The 20,168-nt window shown below is 53.7% G+C and carries 16 protein-coding genes; 15 read left to right on the plus strand and 1 reads right to left on the minus strand.

What is annotated here, in order from left to right:
* Nucleotides 1-34 precede the first annotated feature (34 nt).
* From M1D70_RS09080 to M1D70_RS09090, 3 genes are all read left to right on the plus strand, one after another.
* Entirely contained in the window at nucleotides 35-529 is a 495-nt protein-coding gene (locus tag M1D70_RS09080; protein ID WP_009589591.1) for a DivIVA domain-containing protein, read from the plus strand.
* A 576-nt stretch (nucleotides 530-1,105) separates the two neighbouring features.
* Complete coding sequence (ileS, locus tag M1D70_RS09085) at nucleotides 1,106-4,195, plus strand: isoleucine--tRNA ligase (RefSeq protein ID WP_456289671.1); 3,090 nt, start codon at nucleotides 1,106-1,108, stop codon at nucleotides 4,193-4,195.
* Between the two features lie 228 nt (nucleotides 4,196-4,423).
* Nucleotides 4,424-4,774, plus strand: coding sequence for a DUF5665 domain-containing protein (locus M1D70_RS09090; RefSeq protein ID WP_456289672.1), 351 nt, complete (start codon nucleotides 4,424-4,426; stop codon nucleotides 4,772-4,774).
* A 59-nt stretch (nucleotides 4,775-4,833) separates the two neighbouring features.
* Here the strand turns inward: M1D70_RS09090 and M1D70_RS09095 are convergent, their stop codons facing one another.
* Nucleotides 4,834-5,574: a TraR/DksA C4-type zinc finger protein gene (locus M1D70_RS09095; RefSeq protein ID WP_009589648.1), complete on the minus strand. Its 741-nt coding sequence runs from the start codon at nucleotides 5,572-5,574 to the stop codon at nucleotides 4,834-4,836.
* A 212-nt stretch (nucleotides 5,575-5,786) separates the two neighbouring features.
* On the opposite strand from M1D70_RS09095, the gene lspA reads away from it, so the two are divergent.
* From lspA to pyrE, 12 genes are all read left to right on the plus strand, one after another.
* Nucleotides 5,787-6,287 carry a signal peptidase II gene (gene lspA / locus M1D70_RS09100; protein ID WP_009589639.1) on the plus strand — a complete coding sequence of 167 codons (501 nt, stop codon included), beginning with the start codon at nucleotides 5,787-5,789 and terminating at the stop codon, nucleotides 6,285-6,287.
* Nucleotides 6,284-7,258, plus strand: coding sequence for an RluA family pseudouridine synthase (locus M1D70_RS09105; RefSeq protein ID WP_050802777.1), 975 nt, complete (start codon nucleotides 6,284-6,286; stop codon nucleotides 7,256-7,258). Before lspA ends, M1D70_RS09105 begins: the two co-directional genes overlap by 4 nt.
* Nucleotides 7,259-7,420: 162 nt before the next feature.
* Nucleotides 7,421-7,576 (plus strand): RAxF-45 family protein, encoded by a 156-nt coding sequence (locus M1D70_RS09110; RefSeq protein ID WP_009589583.1) that lies wholly within the window; start codon nucleotides 7,421-7,423, stop codon nucleotides 7,574-7,576.
* Nucleotides 7,577-7,720: 144 nt separating this feature from the next.
* A complete protein-coding gene (gene abc-f / locus M1D70_RS09115; RefSeq protein WP_456289673.1) occupies nucleotides 7,721-9,682 on the plus strand; it encodes a ribosomal protection-like ABC-F family protein in 1,962 nt (653 codons plus the stop codon).
* Nucleotides 9,683-9,832: 150 nt separating this feature from the next.
* Nucleotides 9,833-11,086, plus strand: a complete 1,254-nt coding sequence (locus M1D70_RS09120; protein WP_456289674.1) for an LL-diaminopimelate aminotransferase — start codon at nucleotides 9,833-9,835, stop codon at nucleotides 11,084-11,086.
* Nucleotides 11,087-11,403: 317 nt separating this feature from the next.
* Nucleotides 11,404-11,964 (plus strand): bifunctional pyr operon transcriptional regulator/uracil phosphoribosyltransferase PyrR, encoded by a 561-nt coding sequence (gene pyrR, locus M1D70_RS09125; RefSeq protein ID WP_009589585.1) that lies wholly within the window; start codon nucleotides 11,404-11,406, stop codon nucleotides 11,962-11,964.
* Complete coding sequence (locus tag M1D70_RS09130) at nucleotides 11,964-12,875, plus strand: aspartate carbamoyltransferase catalytic subunit (RefSeq protein ID WP_302621986.1); 912 nt, start codon at nucleotides 11,964-11,966, stop codon at nucleotides 12,873-12,875. Before pyrR ends, M1D70_RS09130 begins: the two co-directional genes overlap by 1 nt.
* A 122-nt stretch (nucleotides 12,876-12,997) precedes the next feature.
* Nucleotides 12,998-14,299 (plus strand): dihydroorotase, encoded by a 1,302-nt coding sequence (locus M1D70_RS09135; protein WP_009589657.1) that lies wholly within the window; start codon nucleotides 12,998-13,000, stop codon nucleotides 14,297-14,299.
* A gap of 60 nt (nucleotides 14,300-14,359) precedes the next feature.
* Nucleotides 14,360-15,496 (plus strand): glutamine-hydrolyzing carbamoyl-phosphate synthase small subunit, encoded by a 1,137-nt coding sequence (gene carA / locus M1D70_RS09140; RefSeq protein ID WP_009589632.1) that lies wholly within the window; start codon nucleotides 14,360-14,362, stop codon nucleotides 15,494-15,496.
* Nucleotide 15,497: 1 nt separating this feature from the next.
* Nucleotides 15,498-18,704, plus strand: a complete 3,207-nt coding sequence (gene carB / locus M1D70_RS09145; RefSeq protein ID WP_145035332.1) for a carbamoyl-phosphate synthase large subunit — start codon at nucleotides 15,498-15,500, stop codon at nucleotides 18,702-18,704.
* A gap of 21 nt (nucleotides 18,705-18,725) precedes the next feature.
* Nucleotides 18,726-19,463: an orotidine-5'-phosphate decarboxylase gene (gene pyrF / locus M1D70_RS09150; RefSeq protein WP_456289675.1), complete on the plus strand. Its 738-nt coding sequence runs from the start codon at nucleotides 18,726-18,728 to the stop codon at nucleotides 19,461-19,463.
* On the plus strand, nucleotides 19,460-20,101 hold the full coding sequence (gene pyrE, locus M1D70_RS09155) for an orotate phosphoribosyltransferase (protein ID WP_009589603.1): 642 nt from the start codon (nucleotides 19,460-19,462) through the stop codon (nucleotides 20,099-20,101). The genes pyrF and pyrE overlap by 4 nt, the downstream gene beginning before the upstream one ends.
* The last annotated feature ends 67 nt before the right edge of the window (nucleotides 20,102-20,168 follow it).

Below are 20,168 nucleotides of genomic sequence, written 5' to 3' on the forward strand. Positions count from 1 at the left end.
CCTGTAAGGCCCATATATTTAGGAGGTGCACACCATGCCATTGACACCGCTTGATATACATAACAAGGAATTCGCCCGTCGAATTCGCGGTTATGATGAGGACGAGGTCAACGAGTTTTTGGATCAGATTATTAAGGATTATGAAAGTGTGATCCGGGAGAATAAAGAATTAGGCAACCAGCTAATGGCGATGCAAGAAAGACTGGATCATTTTTCGAATATTGAGGAAACCTTATCAAAGACCATCATTGTCGCCCAGGAGGCGGCGGATGAGCTGAAGAACAACGCGAAGAAGGAAGCTCAGCTGATCGTTAAGGAATCCGAGAAGAATGCGGACCGGATCATTAACGATGCGCTCGGGAAATCACGCAAAATCGCGCTGGAGGTTGAAGAGCTGAAGAAGCAGGCCTCCATCTACCGCACCCGTTTCCGCTCCTTGGTAGAGGCTCAGCTGGAGCTTCTGAAGCAGGAAGGCTGGGAGACGTTGGAGAACCGCGAACCGAGTCTGGAGCCGAAAGAGGTATACTAGGCGGGTATCCGGTTGACTTTTTCCGAGAAGTCGTCTATAACTAATAACATATTGTTGATTCATACCGTAATTCGTTGATGGGAATAGTACGCGAAGGATCTGTCCCCCAGAGAGCCGGCAGTTGCTGAAAGCCCGGCGTTCAGGCCTAGCAGAAGATCATCCCGGAGAAGTGAAGCTGAAGCGTGTGACCGCGTGCGTAAGCTAAGCCGTCTGCCGAACGTTATATCGGACCTTGCCTTTCGAACAGGCATGGACATTGAGGTGTCGCTTGTGCAGGCTTCCATTAGAAGTCGGCCGGGCGAAATTAGGGTGGTATCGCGAGAACAGGTTCTCGTCCCTTGGGGGACGGGGCCTTTTTTTATGTTCACAGAACATTTACGAAAAAGGGCGAGTTCAAAAAGGTCGGTTTTCAGCAATGAAGCTAGGGAGTGAGGAGCGGAGCGTACGTAGTTTGTACGTGAGCACCGGAAGGCCCGGCTGAATTCAAGATTCGATGCCGAGTTGATTCTTGATTCACTTCGTGATCAAAATCGGACTTTTTGAACAACCTCGAAAAAGGGTGAAAGGAAGATCTGCATGAACAGAGTAGACGTCAAGGAGAAGGCGCGGGCAAGAGAGCTGCGCATCTTGAACAAATGGAACGAGGAGAACACGTTCAAGAAATCAATCGAGCTGCGGGCAGGCAAGCCGAATTATGTATTTTACGAAGGTCCGCCGACCGCGAATGGCGCGCCTCATATCGGCCATGTGCTCGGCCGGGTCATCAAGGATTTTGTGGGCCGCTATCAGACGATGAAGGGCTACCATGTCGTCCGGAAAGCGGGCTGGGATACGCACGGGCTTCCGGTAGAGCTGGGCGTAGAGAAGCAGCTGGGCATCTCCGGCAAGCAGGAAATCGAGAATTATGGCGTGGAGGCCTTTATCAAAAAGTGTAAAGCCAGCGTATTTGAATATGAGCATAAATGGCGCGAGCTGACCGAAGCGATTGCTTATTGGACCGACCTGGATCATCCGTACATCACGCTTGAGAACAACTATATCGAGAGTGTTTGGAACATTTTGGCGACGATTCATGACAAGGGCCTTCTGTACCGTGGTCACCGCGTAAGCCCGTACTGCCCTTGCTGTCAGACGACACTGAGCTCCCACGAAGTGGCACAGGGTTACGAGGATGTTAAAGACCTGAGCGCAACGGCGAAGTTTAAGCTGCATGACAGCGGAGAGTATGTGCTGGCATGGACGACGACGCCTTGGACGCTGCCATCCCACGTGGCGCTCGCCGTGAATCCGGATATGGATTACGCTCGCGTCAAGCAGGAGGACGGCATCTATATCGTGGCTAAAAATCTGGTAGAGGATGTCATGAAAGGCGACTTTACCGTTCTATCGACGCTGAAAGGCTCCGAGCTGGTCGGCAAGACTTACGACCCTCCATTCCCTTATGTAAAAGCGGAAAAATCGAACATCGTTGTCGGCGCATCCTTTGTTACCGATGCAAGCGGTACGGGGATTGTACACATGGCTCCTGCGCACGGTGAAGACGACTACCGCGTATGCCGCGAGAATGGCATCAGCTTCGTGAGTGTCGTGAACGGCCAAGGCCGTTATACCGATGAAGTGACGGATTTTGCCGGACGCTTCGTCAAGGATTGCGATCTGGACATCGTGAAGGCATTGTCCGAAAAAGGACTTCTGTACAGCAAGGAGAAATACGAGCACAGTTATCCATTCTGCTGGCGCTGTAAATCCCCGCTGCTCTATTATGCGATGGAGAGCTGGTTTATCGAAACGACGGCGGTTAAGGATCAGCTGATCGCGAACAACAACGAGGTAACCTGGTACCCAGGCCATGTGCGTGAAGGCCGCTTCGGCAAGTTCCTTGAAGATCTGGTCGATTGGAATATCAGCCGGAACCGTTACTGGGGAACGCCGCTTAACGTATGGGTCTGCGATTCTTGTGAAGGGCAGTTCTCGCCGCACAGCATTGGGGAGCTTCGGGCTAACGCCGTAGGCGAGGTAGCAGAGGATCTGGAGCTGCACAAGCCATATGTGGATGAAGTGAAAGTCAAATGCCCGCATTGTGAAGGCGGCGTGATGGAACGGACCTCGGAAGTCATTGACGTATGGTTTGACAGCGGATCGATGCCGTATGCGCAATACCATTATCCATTCGAGGACAAGGAGAAGTTCGAACAGCAGTATCCTGCCGATATGATCTGCGAAGGGATCGACCAGACGCGCGGATGGTTCTACAGCTTACTCGCCGTATCGACCCTCTTCACCGGTAAAGCGCCTTATAAAGCGGTCATGGCCACGGGCCATATTCTCGATGAGAACGGACAGAAGATGTCCAAATCCAAGGGCAACGTCATCGATCCTTGGGAAATCATCGAGGAGTACGGCACGGATGCGTTCCGTTGGGCGCTGCTCGCCGACAGTGCGCCATGGAACAGCAAGCGTTTCTCGAAAGGAATCGTCGGCGAAGCTAAATCCAAGGTTGTGGACACGCTGGTGAACACCCATGCGTTCCTGACATTGTATGCCGGCATCGACGGCTATGATCCGAAGGAGCATGACTTCAAGGGATCGGACCACAAGCTGGACCGCTGGATTCTCTCCCGCCTGAACAGCTTGATTCAAGTGGTTGACAAGGGATTGGCCGTCAATGATTTCCTTAACGCGGCCAAAGCCATCGAAGCTTATGTGGATGAGCTGAGCAACTGGTATATCCGTCGTTCGCGCGATCGTTTCTGGGGCAGCGGACTCGGGGAAGATAAGCTGGCCGCATACGGGACGCTTACGCACGTGCTGTTGACGCTATCCAAGCTGATGGCACCATTCACGCCGATGCTGTCCGAAGATATCTTCGTCAACCTGGGCGGCGGCGAGAGCGTGCATCTGGCCGACTTCCCGCAAGCCGACGAAGCGTTGATCGACAAAGCGCTCGAGCAGGACATGGAAACGGCAAGACAGATCGTAGAGCTTGCGCGCAACGTCCGCAACGAGACAGGAATCAAGACGCGTCAGCCGCTGTCCGAGCTCATCGTATCCATGGATCGCGAGTTCGATCTCGCGGGGTATGAAGACATCATCAAGGATGAGATCAACGTCAAAGCAATTGAGGTGGAGACCAGCGACAGCGGGTTCGTTGATTTCACGCTCAAAATGCACCTGAAGGTTGCAGGCAAGAAATACGGTAAAAATATTGGCTTCCTGCAAGGTTTCCTGAAGGGAATGAGCAGTGACGAAACCCGCAAGGTGGTCCAATCGGGCGGCGTGAACGTAACTTCACCGGAAGGCGAAGAATTGCAGATCACGTCCGAAGAGCTGCTGGTAGAGAAGAAGGCGAAGGCAGGCTTTGCATCCGCTTCGGGTTACGGGTTAACCGTTGCGCTCAATACGGATATCACGCCGGAGCTGGAGCAGGAAGGCTGGGTTCGCGAAGTGGTGCGTGCCGTGCAGGATACGCGCAAGAAGCTGGACCTGCCGATCGAGAAGCGGGTCAATCTGACCCTCGATACGGATGATGAGCTTCAAGCTGCGATCACCGCATTTGAAGATGTGCTGCGCGAAAATGTTCTGGTTAACGATTTGCAATACGGACAAAGCGAAGGCATGGAGCGGGTTGAGCTTGGCGGCAAAACCATTGGCATCCATATCGCCTGAGAATCGTTGATATTTTAAACCACCGCCATTGCATGGCGGTGGTTTTTTAACGTGCTAATAAGCACCGGCTCTGTTCGGGGGATTCCGTGCGAATGAGATGCTTTCAACAGATGCATAATAATCAGCGAATTCTCATGCATGTTATGTAAGGTTTCAAGCAGGAAGAAAGCGGATCCTGATCTGTTTTTTCCAGAGTCTGCCTAGTATAGTGGCAAGGGGGCGGTGAATATGGCAGAGACGCCGGAAAATGCGTTATCAACCGAAAAGAATAAATCGCTTGTGGAAGCTGAACGGGACCAGTTGAGCGCCATACACCGCATGACCACGGACATCGCGCAGCAGCTGGAGAAGGCCCGGATCGCGGAATACACCCAGCTGTTGAACCGCCCCTGGAAATTGATCTGGACCAATCTGTTGGCCGGGTCGGCACGCGGCGTGGGAATCGCGATCGGGTTTACTTTTTTTGCGGCAACCATCATATATGCCCTGCAGGCGCTTGGCGCGCTGAATTTGCCTATTATCGGCGATTACATTGCGGATATTGTCCGGATTGTCCAGCGCCAGCTTGAACTGACGTAATGGATTATGTAATGCCCGGCAGCCGCTGCAAGTCATATGCTGCCGGGTAAGACGCTTAATCAGCTGAATGATTCATCATCCGGGTCGCCATGGGGGTCAAGGAGATAGCTTCCTTCGCCCCGGTTCAGGTAATCGACATATTGGGGACTGCGTACGATAAACACTTCCGAGCCATCGATATTGGTGGCAACGAAGTTTTCGTATACCTCCACGAACCCGCCTTGATCGTCGCCATTCTCGATATCCATTTCGTTATAGCTGTCAATTTCGTTACCTTCCGCCAAAGCCGGGGAATTGGAGTTCCCCCAGCTCTCAACGATCTGCCAGGCGTCCTCGCCGTCAAATGCAGCATATTCGTGCTCATCCATACTGGATTTTCCGAAAGCGGGAGCTAGAACGTCCTCCTCGATCGGACGGTCGCGGGACACGCGCTCCCGAGGCGTATGTTCTACGCAATATTGCGTATCCGGGATAACCTCCAACCGCTCGTACGGAATGGGCTGGCCGCAGGTAAGGCAGACGCCGTAACGGCCATGATGAATGGCTTCCAGCGAAAAAATTACCCGTTGCAGCTCCTGATCCACCCTGTCCTGAAGCGCGAGGTCTTTTCCTCTTTCAAACACCTCGGTTCCCACATCGCCAGGATGATTATCAATATGGGACAGCTCGCCGGTCATATCTCGCTCCGATTCTCCCAGCCCGTGTTGGTCGTTATTGACCATGCGCCGTTCAAGTTCAACCTTTCGATCCATCAGCTTTTGTTGCAAATTATGAAGTTGCTCCTGAGTGAGATGCGACATGTCAGGCTCCTTTCATGGTCCCGAAGTTGACCTTCTTGGTTCATAGGTATAGAGTGCACCCATCGATAAGGTTTTACTGACGGAAAATGTTCTCGCCGCTGGACAGGAATGGACGGTTTCTGAGCCGCTGTGCTACAATAAGACGAGTTACGGACCGATCGGCGAAGAAGTTCGCCTGATTGGAGAAGACAAGAACGGAGTGACATAAACAAGTGGTATATTATTTGATTGCATTTGTTTTATTTCTAATCGATCAGGGAACCAAGTACTTGATTGCTACCAGGCTCGAGCTTTATGAACAGATACCGGTCATCGGGGATTTCTTCCTGATCACGTCCAGCCGGAACCGGGGAGCCGCGTTCGGCATACTTCAGGACCAGTTATGGTTCTTCATCATTGTGACAATAATCGTTGTGGGCGGAATCGTCTGGTACCTGCGGAAGGTATCCAAAGAAGGACGCAAGCTGCTGCCGACCGCGCTTGCGCTTGTACTTGGAGGGGCACTCGGAAACTTCATCGATCGATTGATAATGGGAGAGGTCGTCGATTTCCTGCAGTTTAATTTTGGCAGCTACACCTTCCCGATCTTTAATATTGCCGATTCTTGCATCGTGATCGGCGTGGGACTGATCATATTGGATACGCTTCTGGAAGGAAGACGCGAGAAGATGCAGACAACAAGTGAAGTTTCTGGCACAGAAGGGACTGAATGATAGTGCAAGACGGTAAGGATACAGATACGGATTGGACAGATGAGAACGGTCGGGAAACGGAAGCCAGCGAATGGACGGTGGAGGCCGACGCTGCCAAAACCCGTATCGATAAATACATAACGGAGAATCTTGGGGAAGATGTGTCGCGTTCCCAAGTGCAGTTATGGATTGCGGACGGACATGTGAGCGTGAACGATGGCCCGATCAAGTCCAATTACAAAGTAAGTCAGGGTGACCGCATCGTGCTGAAGGTTCCCGAGCCATCGGCCGTCGAAATCATTCCCGAGGACATCCCGCTTGAGATCGCGTTTGAAGACGGAGACGTGATTGTCGTAAACAAGCCGAGAGGGATGGTTGTCCATCCGGCTCCGGGGCATTCGTCCGGCACGCTAGTGAATGCATTGATGTTTCACTGCAAGGATTTGTCGGGAATCAATGGAGAGCTTCGCCCCGGCATCGTCCATCGGATCGATAAGGATACTACGGGCCTGATCATGGCCGCGAAGAATGATAAAGCCCATGCTTCGCTGGCCGCCCAGTTGAAGGAGCACAGCGTGAACCGCCGTTATTTGGCGTTGGTGCACGGCAATATCAGCCATGATCAGGGAACCATTGACGCACCGATCGGACGGGACGCGCAGGATCGCAAACTGTATACCGTCACGGACCGGAACAGCAAACATGCGGTGACGCATTTTACCGTCGTGGAGCGGTTCGGGGATTACAGTCTCCTCGAGCTTAAGCTGGAGACGGGACGAACCCATCAGATTCGCGTGCATATGAAGTATATCGGGCATCCTCTCGTAGGGGATCCCGTTTACGGCAAGAGCAAGGGGATCAAATTGAACGGACAAGCGCTTCATGCGGCCGTTTTGGGTTTTGTCCATCCTTCGACCGGGGAGTATATGGAGTTTTCGGCACCGATGCCGAGCGATATGAATGAGCTGTTGACGATTTTAAGGGGCCGCTAGCGGTCCCTTTTCGCATTTATTAGTTGTGGGGTCCCACAAAGGATTTGGGTTAAGCATCAAAGCATGGGCTCCATGGGCTCCACTTTGCGGGGCTATTTTTCTTGCCTTCCAAACCATGGATATGGTATAGTGACGATAACTTTGATGAAGGAGGTGAGCAGGATGAATATCGAGATGGTCAACAACCGTATTAGCCAGCTGCCTATCGCTATGGCTGGCATTGTTCATGCATTTCTCAACAACGGGAGAGGTCTGTCCAATTTTAATGATACGAGTTGTACCATCGCGAGAAGTCACCTGCCTGCCTGCACGGATTAAGCCGATTTAAGGCTTACGATTCTTAAGGGTCCGCGGAGCTTGCTCTGTGGACCCTTTTTGCGTTTGCAGTCCGGTTCTTCTCCCTAATTCATGCTATCGAACAGAGTATGGGGAATGTTCGCAGCATACAGGAGGAAACCAAGAATGAATATGATCAATGTACAGAAACTGACGCAATACCACGGGGCCCAGCTGGTATTGGACGGGATATCGTTTGAAATACAGGAAGGCGAGAAGGTAGCGCTAATCGGCAGAAACGGAAGCGGCAAGTCCACGCTGATGCGCCTGCTTGCCGGATTGGATCAGCCGAACGAAGGGCAGCTTGCCATCAAGAAGGATACGAAAATCGGGTATGTGGAGCAGATTCCGAGCCATATGGATTCCTGGACGGTGCTGGATGTACTGTCCCATGGATTGATTCACTTGAAGGAATACCGCGCGGAGATGACGGAACTGGAGAAGAGAATGAGTGATCCGGGAATCGCCGGGAATGCAGAGCTGCTCGATCGTGTGCTGCGTCGTTACTCGGCGCTCCAGGAACGGTTTGAAACAGAAGGCGGTTATGAGCTGGAAGCCAGCATCGACAGAATCGCTACCGGGCTGCAAATACCCAAGAGCGAGTACGGACTGTCATTCGGCTCGTTGTCGGGGGGAGAGCAAACCCGCGTCGTACTGGCATCGCAGCTGATCGTACAGCCGGATCTGCTCCTGCTCGATGAACCGACGAATCATCTGGATTTGGCACGCACGGAATGGCTGGAGGAATTTTTGCGGGAATACCCGGGAACCTGCGTCATTATTTCTCACGACCGGTATTTTCTCGATCGGGTGGTGACCAAGACGATAGAGCTCGAGGACGGAGAGGCTTTCTCTGCCCAGGGTGGTTATACCGCATTCATGAAAGACAAGGAAGAACGGCTGCTGCAGCAGTTCGCCGATTACCAGGAGCAGCAGAAAGTGATCAAGAAGATGAAGGAATCCATCAAGCAGCTGGAGGAATTCGGCCGGATCGGCGGCAACGAGAAATTTTTTAAGCGGGCGGCTTCCATGCGGCGAGCGCTGGAACGGATGGAGAAGGTCAAGCGACCTGTGCTGGATCGAAGACAGGCCGATTTCGAGCTTCATCCTCAGGATCGTTCCGGCCGCCGCGTGGCATACTTTGAACAAGTTGAGGTTCGCTACGGGAATCAGGCGGTGCTGGGAGGGGCTTCCGGGCTTATCGAATTCGGCGAAAAAATTGCGCTGATGGGTCCGAACGGCAGCGGAAAAACGACGCTGTTCAAAGTGCTGGTGGGTGAGCTTATGCCCGACGCCGGGTCCCTTGAATGGGGCGCGCGCGTCGACGTGGGTTATCTGGCCCAGCAGGAGGAGCCGGATAATCCGAAGGAAACGGTGCTCCAATATTTTCGGGAGAACGCCGGGGTTGAAGAGGGAGAGGCCCGCGGGATTTTGGCAAGATATCTGTTCTATGGCGCGGTCGTGTTCCGATCGGTGGGCCAGCTGTCAGGCGGTGAATGGACACGATTGAGGCTGGCGCTCCTTATCCATCAAAAGCCGAACCTGCTGCTCCTGGATGAACCTACGAACCATCTGGATATTGCTTCCCGGGAGGCCTTGGAGGATGCGCTGCAGGGGTATCAGGGGACCGTTCTTGCCATTTCCCACGACCGTTATTTCGTAAACCAAGTGTCAGGCAAAGTGTGGGATTTGAACCAAGGAACGCTGACCGTCTTTCATGGAAATTATGATGATTTCCGGGCCAAGAAAGACCAGCTTGAAGCCGCATTGCAGGTAAGAGAACTCAGAGCTGGTGCGAATGCCGTTTCTTTACAAAAGGGGACGCCGCCGTCCAAATCCAACGAAAAGCCCGGCCAGAAATTCGAACGCAACCATCCTGATCGCTCTGCTGCGGAAAGATCCAAATGGCTGGAAGAGGAGATCGCCCGTTTGGAGACCCGCATCCGGCAGCTGGACGGCTGGCTTGAAACGGAAGGCTCGATAAGCGGCAATTCGGACATGACGCTGCTCGAAGAGCATTGGAACGAGCGGGAGTCGCTGGCAGCGAGCCGCGACGAGCTCCTAGCGGAATGGCTGGAGCTGTCTTAACCACTTCGTGCAGGGAGGCCATGGTGTCTATCAGCTCCGACTCAACCTAAAAAGTACAAATCATCTGATATATAATGCATGGCTCCAGTCGTGATTTTCCTGCATATTTAGGATGTGTAACAAAGCTAGAGTAGGAGATGAATACAAATCATGAGCATGGATAAATATCAGGAAACGTACATTCAACAGAGCTTTGCCGATCGGATTGGCGGTGCTAATTACGGTAAAGATACGGCCATTTATAAATTCGAGAAGATCAAGAGAGCAAAGGCGGCTGCGAAGCAGGAGCATCCTGATACCGAATTGATCGATATGGGAGTAGGCGAGCCGGATGAGATGGCGGATGCAGGCATCGTGGCAAAGCTGGCGGAAGAGGCGGCGAAGCGGGAAAACCGCGGATATGCGGATAACGGGATTCCCGAGTTCAAGGAAGCGGCTGTTCGCTATTTGAACAACGTATTCGGCGTCGAAGGCATCGATGCGTCCACGGAAGTGCTGCACTCCATCGGCTCCAAGCCGGCACTGGCGATGCTGCCGTCCTGTTTCATCAACCCGGGCGACATCACGATCATGACGGTTCCCGGATATCCTGTGCTCGGAACGCATACCAAGTATTTGGGCGGCGAAGTCCACAATGTGGAGCTGAAAAAAGAGAATGCATTTCTGCCGGATCTCGGCTCGATCCCTGAGGACATTGCCCGCCGTGCCAAACTGCTCTACCTGAACTATCCGAACAACCCGACGGGGGCCAGCGCAACGGCCGAATTCTTCGCCGAGGTTGTCGAGTGGGCCCGCAAATATGGCGTGGTGGTTGTTCATGACGCACCTTATGCTGCGCTCACTTACGATGGTTTGAAGCCGCTGAGCTTCCTATCCGTTCCTGGAGCGAAGGACGTCGGCGTGGAGCTTCACTCCCTGTCCAAATCCTACAACATGACGGGGTGGCGCATTGGCTTCATCGCCGGGAACCCGCTGGTGGTTAAAGCGTTTGGCGACGTGAAGGACAACAACGATTCCGGACAATTCATCGCCATTCAAAAGGCTGCCGCTTACGGTCTGGATCATCCGGAAATTACGGAGAAGATTGCCGAGAAGTATTCCCGCCGCCACAACATGCTGGTCGACGTGCTGAACGGACTCGGTTTTACGGCGGAGAAGCCCAAAGGCTCCTTCTTCCTGTATGTGGAGGCTCCGAAAGGCGTCAAAGGCGGACGCCGTTTTGAATCCGGGGAAGACTTCTCCCAGTACCTGATTCGCGAGAAATTGATCTCCACCGTCCCTTGGGATGATGCAGGACACTTCGTTCGATTCTCCGTTACCTTCATTGCCGACGGCGAGGAGGAAGAGAAACGCGTCATTTCCGAAATTCGCAGAAGACTCAGCGATGTGGAATTTGAGTTCTAAAAAAAGGCTATGAACGTGCTTGGAACGCGACAACGTTCGACATGATTGCTGTTGACATCTCTTGTAGGGTCTGTCATAATGGGATCAATCGAATAGCACCTTTAAATCAGTCCCGTGAGGCTGGCAAGGTAACGTGAACCGAGGTTCATTAACAGGAGGCATGGCTCTGTCTGCGGATAGATGCTGCGCTTTCCACACCATCTCTATGAGATCAACTCCTTGTCCAGCCGGGCAAGGAGTTTTTTTGTGTGGAATGAAACCACGGATCGTCAGGAACGATAAAGGGCTAATCAAACGTTTAGAAGGAGGACAAGAGGATGAGCAACGAACAGCATGTGATTATGGACGAGACGGCCATCCGCCGCGCGCTAACGAGAATTGCCCATGAAATATTGGAAAAAAATAAAGGGATCGAGGATTGCGTATTGGTCGGGATCCGCACGCGCGGCGTGTTTCTTGCCCAGAGAATCGCGGAGCGAATGAACGAGATCGAAGGTACTCCGATTCCTTGGGGAGAGATCGACGTGACCTCCTACCGCGATGACCGGGACAGCAAGGGAGCCGCTGCGGAACGGGCTGAGGGAGCGAAGCACAGCCTAGCGCACCTGAACATCCATGACAAGAAGGTTATTTTGTTTGATGACGTGCTGTACACCGGCCGGACGATTCGGGCAGCGATGGACGCCCTGATGGACTGTGGACGGCCTAGAATGATACAGCTTGCGGTTTTGGCAGACCGGGGGCATCGCGAGCTGCCGATCCGGCCGGATTATATCGGAAAGAACGTTCCTACCTCCAAACAAGAGGAAATTACGGTGGCATTAACCGAAATCGACGGCAAGGACGAAGTGACCATTAGCCAAAGAGAGGAACGATAATCATGACAACAGCCATTTCATTGAAAGAACGCAGCCTCTTAGGTTTGAAGGATATTAGCAGAGACGAAATCGGATCCATCCTGAATCGGGCAGCATATTGGGAAGCGCAGTCCGAGAAAGTGGTGCCGGTACTTCAATCGAAATTTGCGGTAAATATGTTCTTCGAGAACAGCACCAGGACGAGATTCTCGTTTGAAATGGCTGAGAAAAGACTCGGTGCCGAGGTCATGAACTTTGCGGCGGCAGCATCCAGCGTCGAGAAAGGCGAGTCGATCTACGATACCGTCAGAACGCTGGAATCCATGGGAATCGACGCGGGCGTCATCCGGCTGAAGCCATCCGGCGTGCTGCAGGAGCTGGCGGAGCGGATCTCGATTCCGCTGGTCAATGCGGGCGACGGCAACAATGAGCATCCCACGCAGGCGCTGCTTGATCTATACACGATGAAGAAAAGCTTCGGCGAGCTTAAGGGATTAACGGTATCCATCATCGGGGACATCAAGCACAGCCGGGTTGCTCGTTCGGATCTGTGGGCCCTGCAGAAGTTCGGAGCCCATGTGCAGTTCTGCGCGCCGGAATCGATGCAGGCTCCGGAGCTGGCTCAGTATGCGCCTTACGTATCGATGGAAAAGGCGCTCAAGGCCGATGTGGTGATGATGCTGAGAGTTCAGCTGGAACGCCATAACGAAGGGGTGTTCAAATCCAGCGCGGAGTACCGGGAGCAGTACGGCTTGACGGAAGAGCGGGCGGCCAAGCTGTCGGGGCACACCATGATTATGCATCCGGCACCGGTGAACCGCAACGTCGAAATCGACGACGCGGTCGTGGAAAGCCCGAGATCGATGATATTCAAGCAGATGGCGAACGGAGTGCCCATTCGCATGGCGGTCATGGAACGGGCGATGGTCTGATTCGAACATGCGGAATACGGTTTACAGAATGAATAAATATTAATAATTATACACAAACATGAATTTTTATTATACAATATACAAAGAAGCGAACGGTGCTTCTGCTGCGGAGGGGAACCAAGATGCAAATGCAAGTGATAAAGAATGCCAAAGTGATCAATGAACAAGGACAGCTCGAAGATAAACATATCGTCATTGCAGACGGATTGATTCAGTCGGTTGCGAGCGATATCGCAGCCTTGCCGGAACCGGGCGATCACGTTCAGATCATCGATGCCGAGGGCAAGCTGGTCACGCCGGGATTCATCGATATGCATGTGCACTTGAGAGAGCCGGGTTATGAGCACAAGGAAACCATCGAGAGCGGCAGCCGCTCGGCAGTCAAAGGCGGTTTTACAACCATCGCCTGCATGCCGAACACAAGACCGGTGACCGATACGCCGGAAACGGTGAAGCTCGTGCTGGATAAGGCCAGCGAGGCGAATCTTGCGAAGGTGCTGCCATATGCAGCCATTACGAAGAACGAGCTGGGCCGCGAACTGACGGACTTTGAGGCCTTGAAGGCCGCGGGTGCGATCGGATTTACGGACGACGGCGTCGGTGTGCAGAACGCACAGATGATGAAAGATGCCATGAATAAAGCAAAAGCGCTGGGCATGCCGGTCATTGCGCACTGCGAGGATGACTCGCTGGTAAAGGGAGCTTGCGTGACCGAGGGCAAATTCGCTCAGCAGCACGGCCTGAAAGGAATACCGAACGAGTCGGAAGCGATCCATGTCGGGCGCGACATTCTACTGACCGAAGCCACCGGCGTGCATTACCATGTATGCCATGTGAGCACGGAGCAGTCCGTAAGATTGATCCGCCAGGCAAAAGCGATCGGCATCTCGGTAACGGCCGAGGTATGCCCCCATCATCTGGTTCTCTCCGACGAAGACATTCCCGGCCTTGATGCAAACTGGAAGATGAACCCGCCGCTGCGCACACCGCGTGATGTGGAGGCTTGTATAGAAGGTCTGCTGGATGGAACGCTTGATATGATCGTAACGGATCATGCACCGCATAGCGCGGAAGAGAAAGCAAAAGGCATGGAGCTGGCTCCCTTCGGCATCGTGGGATTCGAAACAGCGTTCCCGCTGCTCTACACCAAGTTTGTCGCCACAGGAAAATGGGATCTCGCCCTGCTCGTAAAACGGATGACAAGCGATCCGGCAAGAGTATTCGGTCTTGCAACGGGTGTGCTGGAAGCCGGTAAAGCAGCGGACCTGACCATGATCGATCTCGAAGCGGAGAAAGAAGTGAACCCGGAAGAGTTCGCAACAAAAGGCCGCAACACGCCATTTACAGGCTGGAAGCTGAAAGGCTGGCCCGTGATGACTTGGGTGGACGGCGAAGTGAAATGGTCCGAACAAAACGGATTCTAAGTAACAAATAGGCAAAAGACTTATAAAATAAATTACACATAGATGACAGGAGTGATCGGGATGCAGGCAAGATTGTTACTGGAGGACGGAACGCTGTTCAGCGGAAAATCCTTCGGCGCGGATGCTGAAATGACCGGAGAGGTTGTTTTCAATACAGGGATTACAGGATATCAAGAGGTGCTGAGCGACCCGTCCTACTGCGGACAGATCGTAACCATGACGTACCCTTTGATCGGCAACTACGGCATCACGCGGGATGACTTTGAATCCATTCGGCCGTTCGTTCACGGATTCGTCGTTCGTCGTCATGAGCCTGTTCCCAGCAACTGGCGTGCAGAATACAGCGTTGACAGCCTGTTGAAGGAATACGGAATTCCGGGGATCAGCGAGATCGATACGCGGATGTTAACCCGTATCATCCGTCATTACGGTACGATGAAGGGCATCCTGACCACTTCCAACAAACCGGTGGAAGAGCTTAAGGAGATGCTCGGCGATACGACGATCGCTGAACTCCGCAACCAGGTGGCAAAAACCTCAACGCCGCAAATGTTTACGAGTCCAGGTTCAAAGGAACGGATCGTTCTGGTCGACTTCGGTGCAAAAAGCGGGATTCTGCGCGAATTGACGTCCCGCGGATGTGACGTCATGGTCGTTCCGCATGACACGACGGCCGATGAAATCCGCAGACTTCACCCGGACGGCATTCAGTTGTCCAACGGCCCTGGGGATCCGAAAGACGTGCCTTACGCAGTCAACATGGTCAAAGAACTGCTCGGCGAATATCCGATCTTCGGCATCTGCCTTGGCCACCAATTGTTTGCGCTGGCTGCGGGCGCGGACACCGAGAAGCTGAAATTCGGACACCGCGGCGGAAACCATCCGGTAAAAGAGCTTGCCAGCGGACGCTGCTACATCACTTCCCAAAACCATGGATACACCGTAAACGAAGAATCCGTCAAAGGGACGGATCTGGAAGTTACGCATATCAACAACAACGATAAAACGATCGAAGGCTTGAAGCACTCGAAATTCCCGGCCTTCTCCGTGCAATACCATCCTGAAGCTGCGCCTGGCCCGCACGACAGCAGCTATCTGTTTGATCAATTCCTTGAAATGATAAGAGACCATAAACAGAATGAAATCCGGAAACCGCGCCAGGCGGTTCTGGCCGCAGCCGTGAAAGGAGCTCAATAATATGCCTAAACATGATACATTGAAAAAAATTCTCGTCATCGGCTCCGGTCCGATCGTCATCGGGCAAGCAGCGGAATTCGACTACGCTGGAACCCAAGCCTGCCAGGCACTGAAAGAAGAAGGCATGGAGGTCGTGCTGATCAACAGCAACCCGGCGACCATCATGACCGACACCAACATGGCGGATAAAGTATATATCGAGCCGATCACGCTGGACTTCGTTACCCAGATCATCCGTCAAGAGCGTCCGGACGGACTGCTCCCGACGCTTGGAGGACAAACAGGGCTGAACATGGCGGTTGAGCTTGCCCGCGCCGGAATCCTGGAGCAGGAAAACGTCAAACTGCTCGGAACGCAGCTGGAATCGATCGAAAAAGCCGAAGACCGCGACTTGTTCCGTGAGCTGATGCGCGAATTGGATCAGCCCGTGCCGGAGAGCACGATCGTAACGACCCTGGAAGAGGCGCTTGAGTTCGCGAATGAGATCGGTTATCCGGTGATCGTGCGCCCGGCCTACACGCTTGGCGGCACCGGCGGCGGCATTTGCGCAACCGAAGAGGAACTGCGCGAAACGGTCAGCTCCGGACTTCGCTACAGCCCGATCACGCAGTGCCTGATCGAGAAGAGCATTGCGGGAATGAAAGAAGTCGAGTACGAGGTGATGCGCGACGCCAACGATAACTGCATCGTGGTATGTAACATGGAGAACTTCGATCCGGTCGGCGTTCATACCGGCGACAGCATCGTCGTGGCGCCAAGCCAAACGCTGTCTGACCGCGAGTATCAAATGCTCAGATCCGCATCGCTGAAAATCATCCGCGCCCTGAACATCGAAGGCGGATGCAACGTGCAGTTCGCGCTGGATCCGAACAGCTATCAATATTACGTCATCGAGGTAAACCCACGGGTCAGCCGCTCATCCGCGCTGGCTTCCAAAGCAACGGGCTACCCGATCGCGAAGATGGCAGCAAAAATCGCGATGGGTTACACCCTGGACGAGATTGTTAACCCGGTAACGGGCCAGACGTATGCTTGCTTCGAGCCTACGCTGGATTACATCGTCAGCAAAATTCCGCGCTGGCCGTTCGACAAGTTCATCCATGCCAACCGGAAGCTGGGCACCCAGATGAAGGCAACCGGCGAAGTGATGGCAATCGGCCGCACCTTCGAAGAATCGATCCATAAAGCGGTCCGCTCCCTGGAAATCGGCGTGCATCGTCTATACCTGAAAGGCGCGAACGAGCTGAGCGATGAAGTGCTCCAGCAGCGCCTGATCAAAGCCGACGATGAGCGGATGTTCCTGATCGCGGAAGCGTTCCGCCGTGGCTATGATCTGCAGCAGATTCAGGACCTGACGAAGATCGACTGGTGGTTCCTGGACAAAATCGAACGCCTGATCAAGTATGAAGACCATATTCGCAGCGAAGCGTCGCTGACTTACGAAACGCTGTACGAAGCGAAGCGTCTCGGCTTTACGGATCGTGCCATCGCCGAGCTCCGCGCAGAAGGCAAGGCCAGCACGCACACGACCGAGGAGTCGATCGGATTCCTCCGCCGCGAGCACGGATTGCGTCCGGTATACAAAATGGTGGATACCTGCGCAGCGGAGTTTGAAGCAACGACGCCGTACTACTACTCCACCTACGAAACGGAGAATGAAGTCATCGAATCCGCGAAGGAGAAAGTCATCGTGCTCGGCTCCGGTCCGATTCGGATCGGTCAAGGGATCGAATTCGACTACTCCACGGTGCATGCCGTATGGGCCATCCAGAAGGCGGGATATGAAGCGGTTATCATCAACAACAACCCGGAGACCGTATCCACCGACTTTAATACATCGGACCGTCTCTACTTCGAACCTCTGTTCTTCGAAGATGTCATGAATGTCATCGAGCAGGAGAAGCCGATCGGCGTCATCGTACAGTTCGGCGGGCAGACGGCGATCAACCTCGCGGAGCCGCTCAGCAAAGCGGGCGTGAAGATTCTGGGCACAAGCCTGGAGAGCATTGACGAAGCCGAGGACCGCAAGAAATTCGAAGCGCTTCTGTCCCGATTGGAGATCGCCCAGCCGAAAGGTAAAACCGTAACGTCGGTCGATGATGCCGTAGAAACAGCACAATCGCTGGGCTACCCCGTGCTCGTAAGACCTTCGTATGTACTGGGTGGACGCGCCATGGAGATTGTATACTCCGACAGCGAGCTTCTGAGCTACATGAAAGAGGCGGTTAAGATCAACCCGGATCACCCGGTTCTGATCGACCGTTACATGATGGGTAAAGAAGTGGAGGTTGACGCGATCTGTGATGGCGAGACGGTGCTGATTCCAGGCATCATGGAGCATGTAGAACGTGCAGGCGTTCACTCCGGAGACTCGATTGCGGTATATCCTCCTCAGTACTTGTCCCAGGATCTGAAAGACAAGATTGCGGAAATTACGATCAAGATTGCCAAAGAGCTGAATACACGCGGACTTGTCAACATCCAGTTCGTTATCTATAAAAACGAAGTGTACGTAATCGAAGTGAATCCGCGTTCTTCCCGGACGGTGCCGTTCCTGAGCAAGGTGACGGGCATCCCGATGGCGAACCTGGCTACGCAGGCCATTATGGGCGGCAAGCTGAAGGATCTCGGATACGAGGAAGGCATGTGGCCGGAAAGCGAGCATGTATCGGTTAAAGTGCCGGTCTTCTCCTTCGCGAAGCTTCGCCGCGTTGAGCCGACCCTCGGACCGGAAATGAAATCGACTGGCGAGGTTATGGGCCGCGACGTGAAGTATGCCAAGGCACTGTATAAAGGCCTCATCGGTGCAGGCATGAAGATTCCTTCAACGGGCGCGATCATCGCCACCATAGCGGATAAAGACAAAGCCGAAGCGGCTGCGCTGCTGAAGGGCTTCCATAAGCTGGGGTATAAAATCATCGCAACCGGCGGTACGGCGGCAGCGCTCAAAGAAGCGGGTCTTGACGTGACGACCATCAACAAGCTGTCCGAAGGCACGCCGAACATTCTCGATATGATCCGCACAGGCGAAGCGAACTTTGTCTTCAACACATTGACCAAAGGCAAAACGCCGCAGCGCGACGGATTCCGAATCCGCCGTGAAGCGGTAGAGAATGGCGTTGTATGCATGACCTCGCTCGATACGGTTCGCGAGCTTCTGACGATGCTGGAGACCATCAACTTCTCCTCTGAAGCGATGCCGGTTTAAAATCGAGAAGGAGGGGTACAGATGAACGCCAGCTACAATGAAATGGCGGGCCGCCTGATGGTGGCCCTGGATTACCCGGATGCCGAGCGTGCACAAGCATTGGTTCGTCAGCTGGAGGGCATCCCGTGTTATATGAAGGTCGGCATGCAGCTGTTCTATGCGGCCGGTCCTGACTTTGTGAAAGAATTGAAAGCGAAAGGCTATTCCGTGTTCCTGGATGTGAAGATGCATGATATTCCGAATACGGTCAAAGGCGGCTCGCACAGCGTAACGCGGCTGGGCGTGGACATGTTTAATGTCCATGCCGGCGGCGGCGCGCTCATGATGCAGGCGGCAAAAGCCGGGGCGGAAGCCGCAGTGGCGGACACCCGGGGTCTTGCCATGCCTACAATCATTGCGGTAACGCAGTTGACCAGCACGAATCAGGATGTCATGAATAACGAAATCGGCATTCCAGGCCAGGTGGAGGATACCGTCGTGCGTTATGCTGAGCTGGCCCGGCAGTCCGGGCTTCACGGCGTCGTGGCATCCTCCCTGGAAGTGGAAGCCATTCGATCCGCCTGCGGCAAGGATTTCAAAACCGTCATTCCGGGTATCCGCCCTGCCGGCGCGGATATCGGTGACCAAGCGCGGGTGCTTACACCTGGGGAAGCGATCCGCAAGGGGAGTCATTACCTGGTTGTCGGCCGCCCGATCACCGAGTCCCATAACCCGAGACAAGCTGCTGAACAGATTATTGAGGAGATGATTCAAGCATGAGTACCATCGCGAATATTCCGCATCAGATCGCATCTTATTTGCTTAAGATCGAGGCCGTTTCCCTAAGACCTCATCAGCCGTTTACATGGACGTCGGGCATCAAGTCTCCGATCTACTGCGACAATCGCCTGACCATGTCCTATCCCGACATTCGCGATTACATTGCTGAATCGTTCGCGGCCGTCATTCGGGAGCAATATCCGGAAGCCGAGGCCATTGCCGGAACGGCCACCGCAGGGATCCCGCACGCGGCCTTCGTATCCCAGAAGATGAACCTGCCGATGTCCTATATTCGGGACAAAGCCAAAGGCCACGGCAAGGAAAACCTGATCGAAGGTTTGATCAAGCCCGGCCAGAAGGTCGTTGTCATCGAGGATCTGATCTCCACGGGCGGCAGCTCCCTGAAGGCGGCGCAAGCGGTCAAGGACGCAGGAGCGGAGCCGCTCGCGGTGCTCGCCATATTCAGCTATCAGCTGGATAAAGCGGTACAAGCCTTCGCCGAAGCGGGAATTCCGCTGCAGAGCCTTTCCAATTATGGTGCACTCATTGATGTAGCGTTATCGGAGAACCGGATTCAAGCAGAGGACGTGGAGCTCCTTCAATCCTGGAGATCGAATCCAACCTCCTTTGGCGTATAGATATTCTTCATTCTCAGGCTGCCGTCTCTGTGAACTGACACAGAGGCGGCTTTTTGGTTCCCTGAAA

This window comes from Paenibacillus sp. AK002, from assembly GCF_053903045.1.

Bases quoted from the DNA above. Each gene is read 5' to 3' on its own strand.
- M1D70_RS09080 (WP_009589591.1), top strand. From the start codon at position 35: ATGCCATTGACACCGCTTGATATACATAACAAGGAATTCGCCCGTCGA.
- ileS (WP_456289671.1), top strand. From the start codon at position 1,106: ATGAACAGAGTAGACGTCAAGGAGAAGGCGCGGGCAAGAGAGCTGCGC.
- M1D70_RS09090 (WP_456289672.1), top strand. From the start codon at position 4,424: ATGGCAGAGACGCCGGAAAATGCGTTATCAACCGAAAAGAATAAATCG.
- M1D70_RS09095 (WP_009589648.1), bottom strand. From the start codon at position 5,574: ATGTCGCATCTCACTCAGGAGCAACTTCATAATTTGCAACAAAAGCTG.
- M1D70_RS09105 (WP_050802777.1), top strand. From the start codon at position 6,284: ATGATAGTGCAAGACGGTAAGGATACAGATACGGATTGGACAGATGAG.
- M1D70_RS09110 (WP_009589583.1), top strand. From the start codon at position 7,421: ATGAATATCGAGATGGTCAACAACCGTATTAGCCAGCTGCCTATCGCT.
- abc-f (WP_456289673.1), top strand. From the start codon at position 7,721: ATGAATATGATCAATGTACAGAAACTGACGCAATACCACGGGGCCCAG.
- M1D70_RS09120 (WP_456289674.1), top strand. From the start codon at position 9,833: ATGAGCATGGATAAATATCAGGAAACGTACATTCAACAGAGCTTTGCC.
- pyrR (WP_009589585.1), top strand. From the start codon at position 11,404: ATGAGCAACGAACAGCATGTGATTATGGACGAGACGGCCATCCGCCGC.
- M1D70_RS09135 (WP_009589657.1), top strand. From the start codon at position 12,998: ATGCAAATGCAAGTGATAAAGAATGCCAAAGTGATCAATGAACAAGGA.
- carA (WP_009589632.1), top strand. From the start codon at position 14,360: ATGCAGGCAAGATTGTTACTGGAGGACGGAACGCTGTTCAGCGGAAAA.
- carB (WP_145035332.1), top strand. From the start codon at position 15,498: ATGCCTAAACATGATACATTGAAAAAAATTCTCGTCATCGGCTCCGGT.
- pyrF (WP_456289675.1), top strand. From the start codon at position 18,726: ATGAACGCCAGCTACAATGAAATGGCGGGCCGCCTGATGGTGGCCCTG.
- pyrE (WP_009589603.1), top strand. From the start codon at position 19,460: ATGAGTACCATCGCGAATATTCCGCATCAGATCGCATCTTATTTGCTT.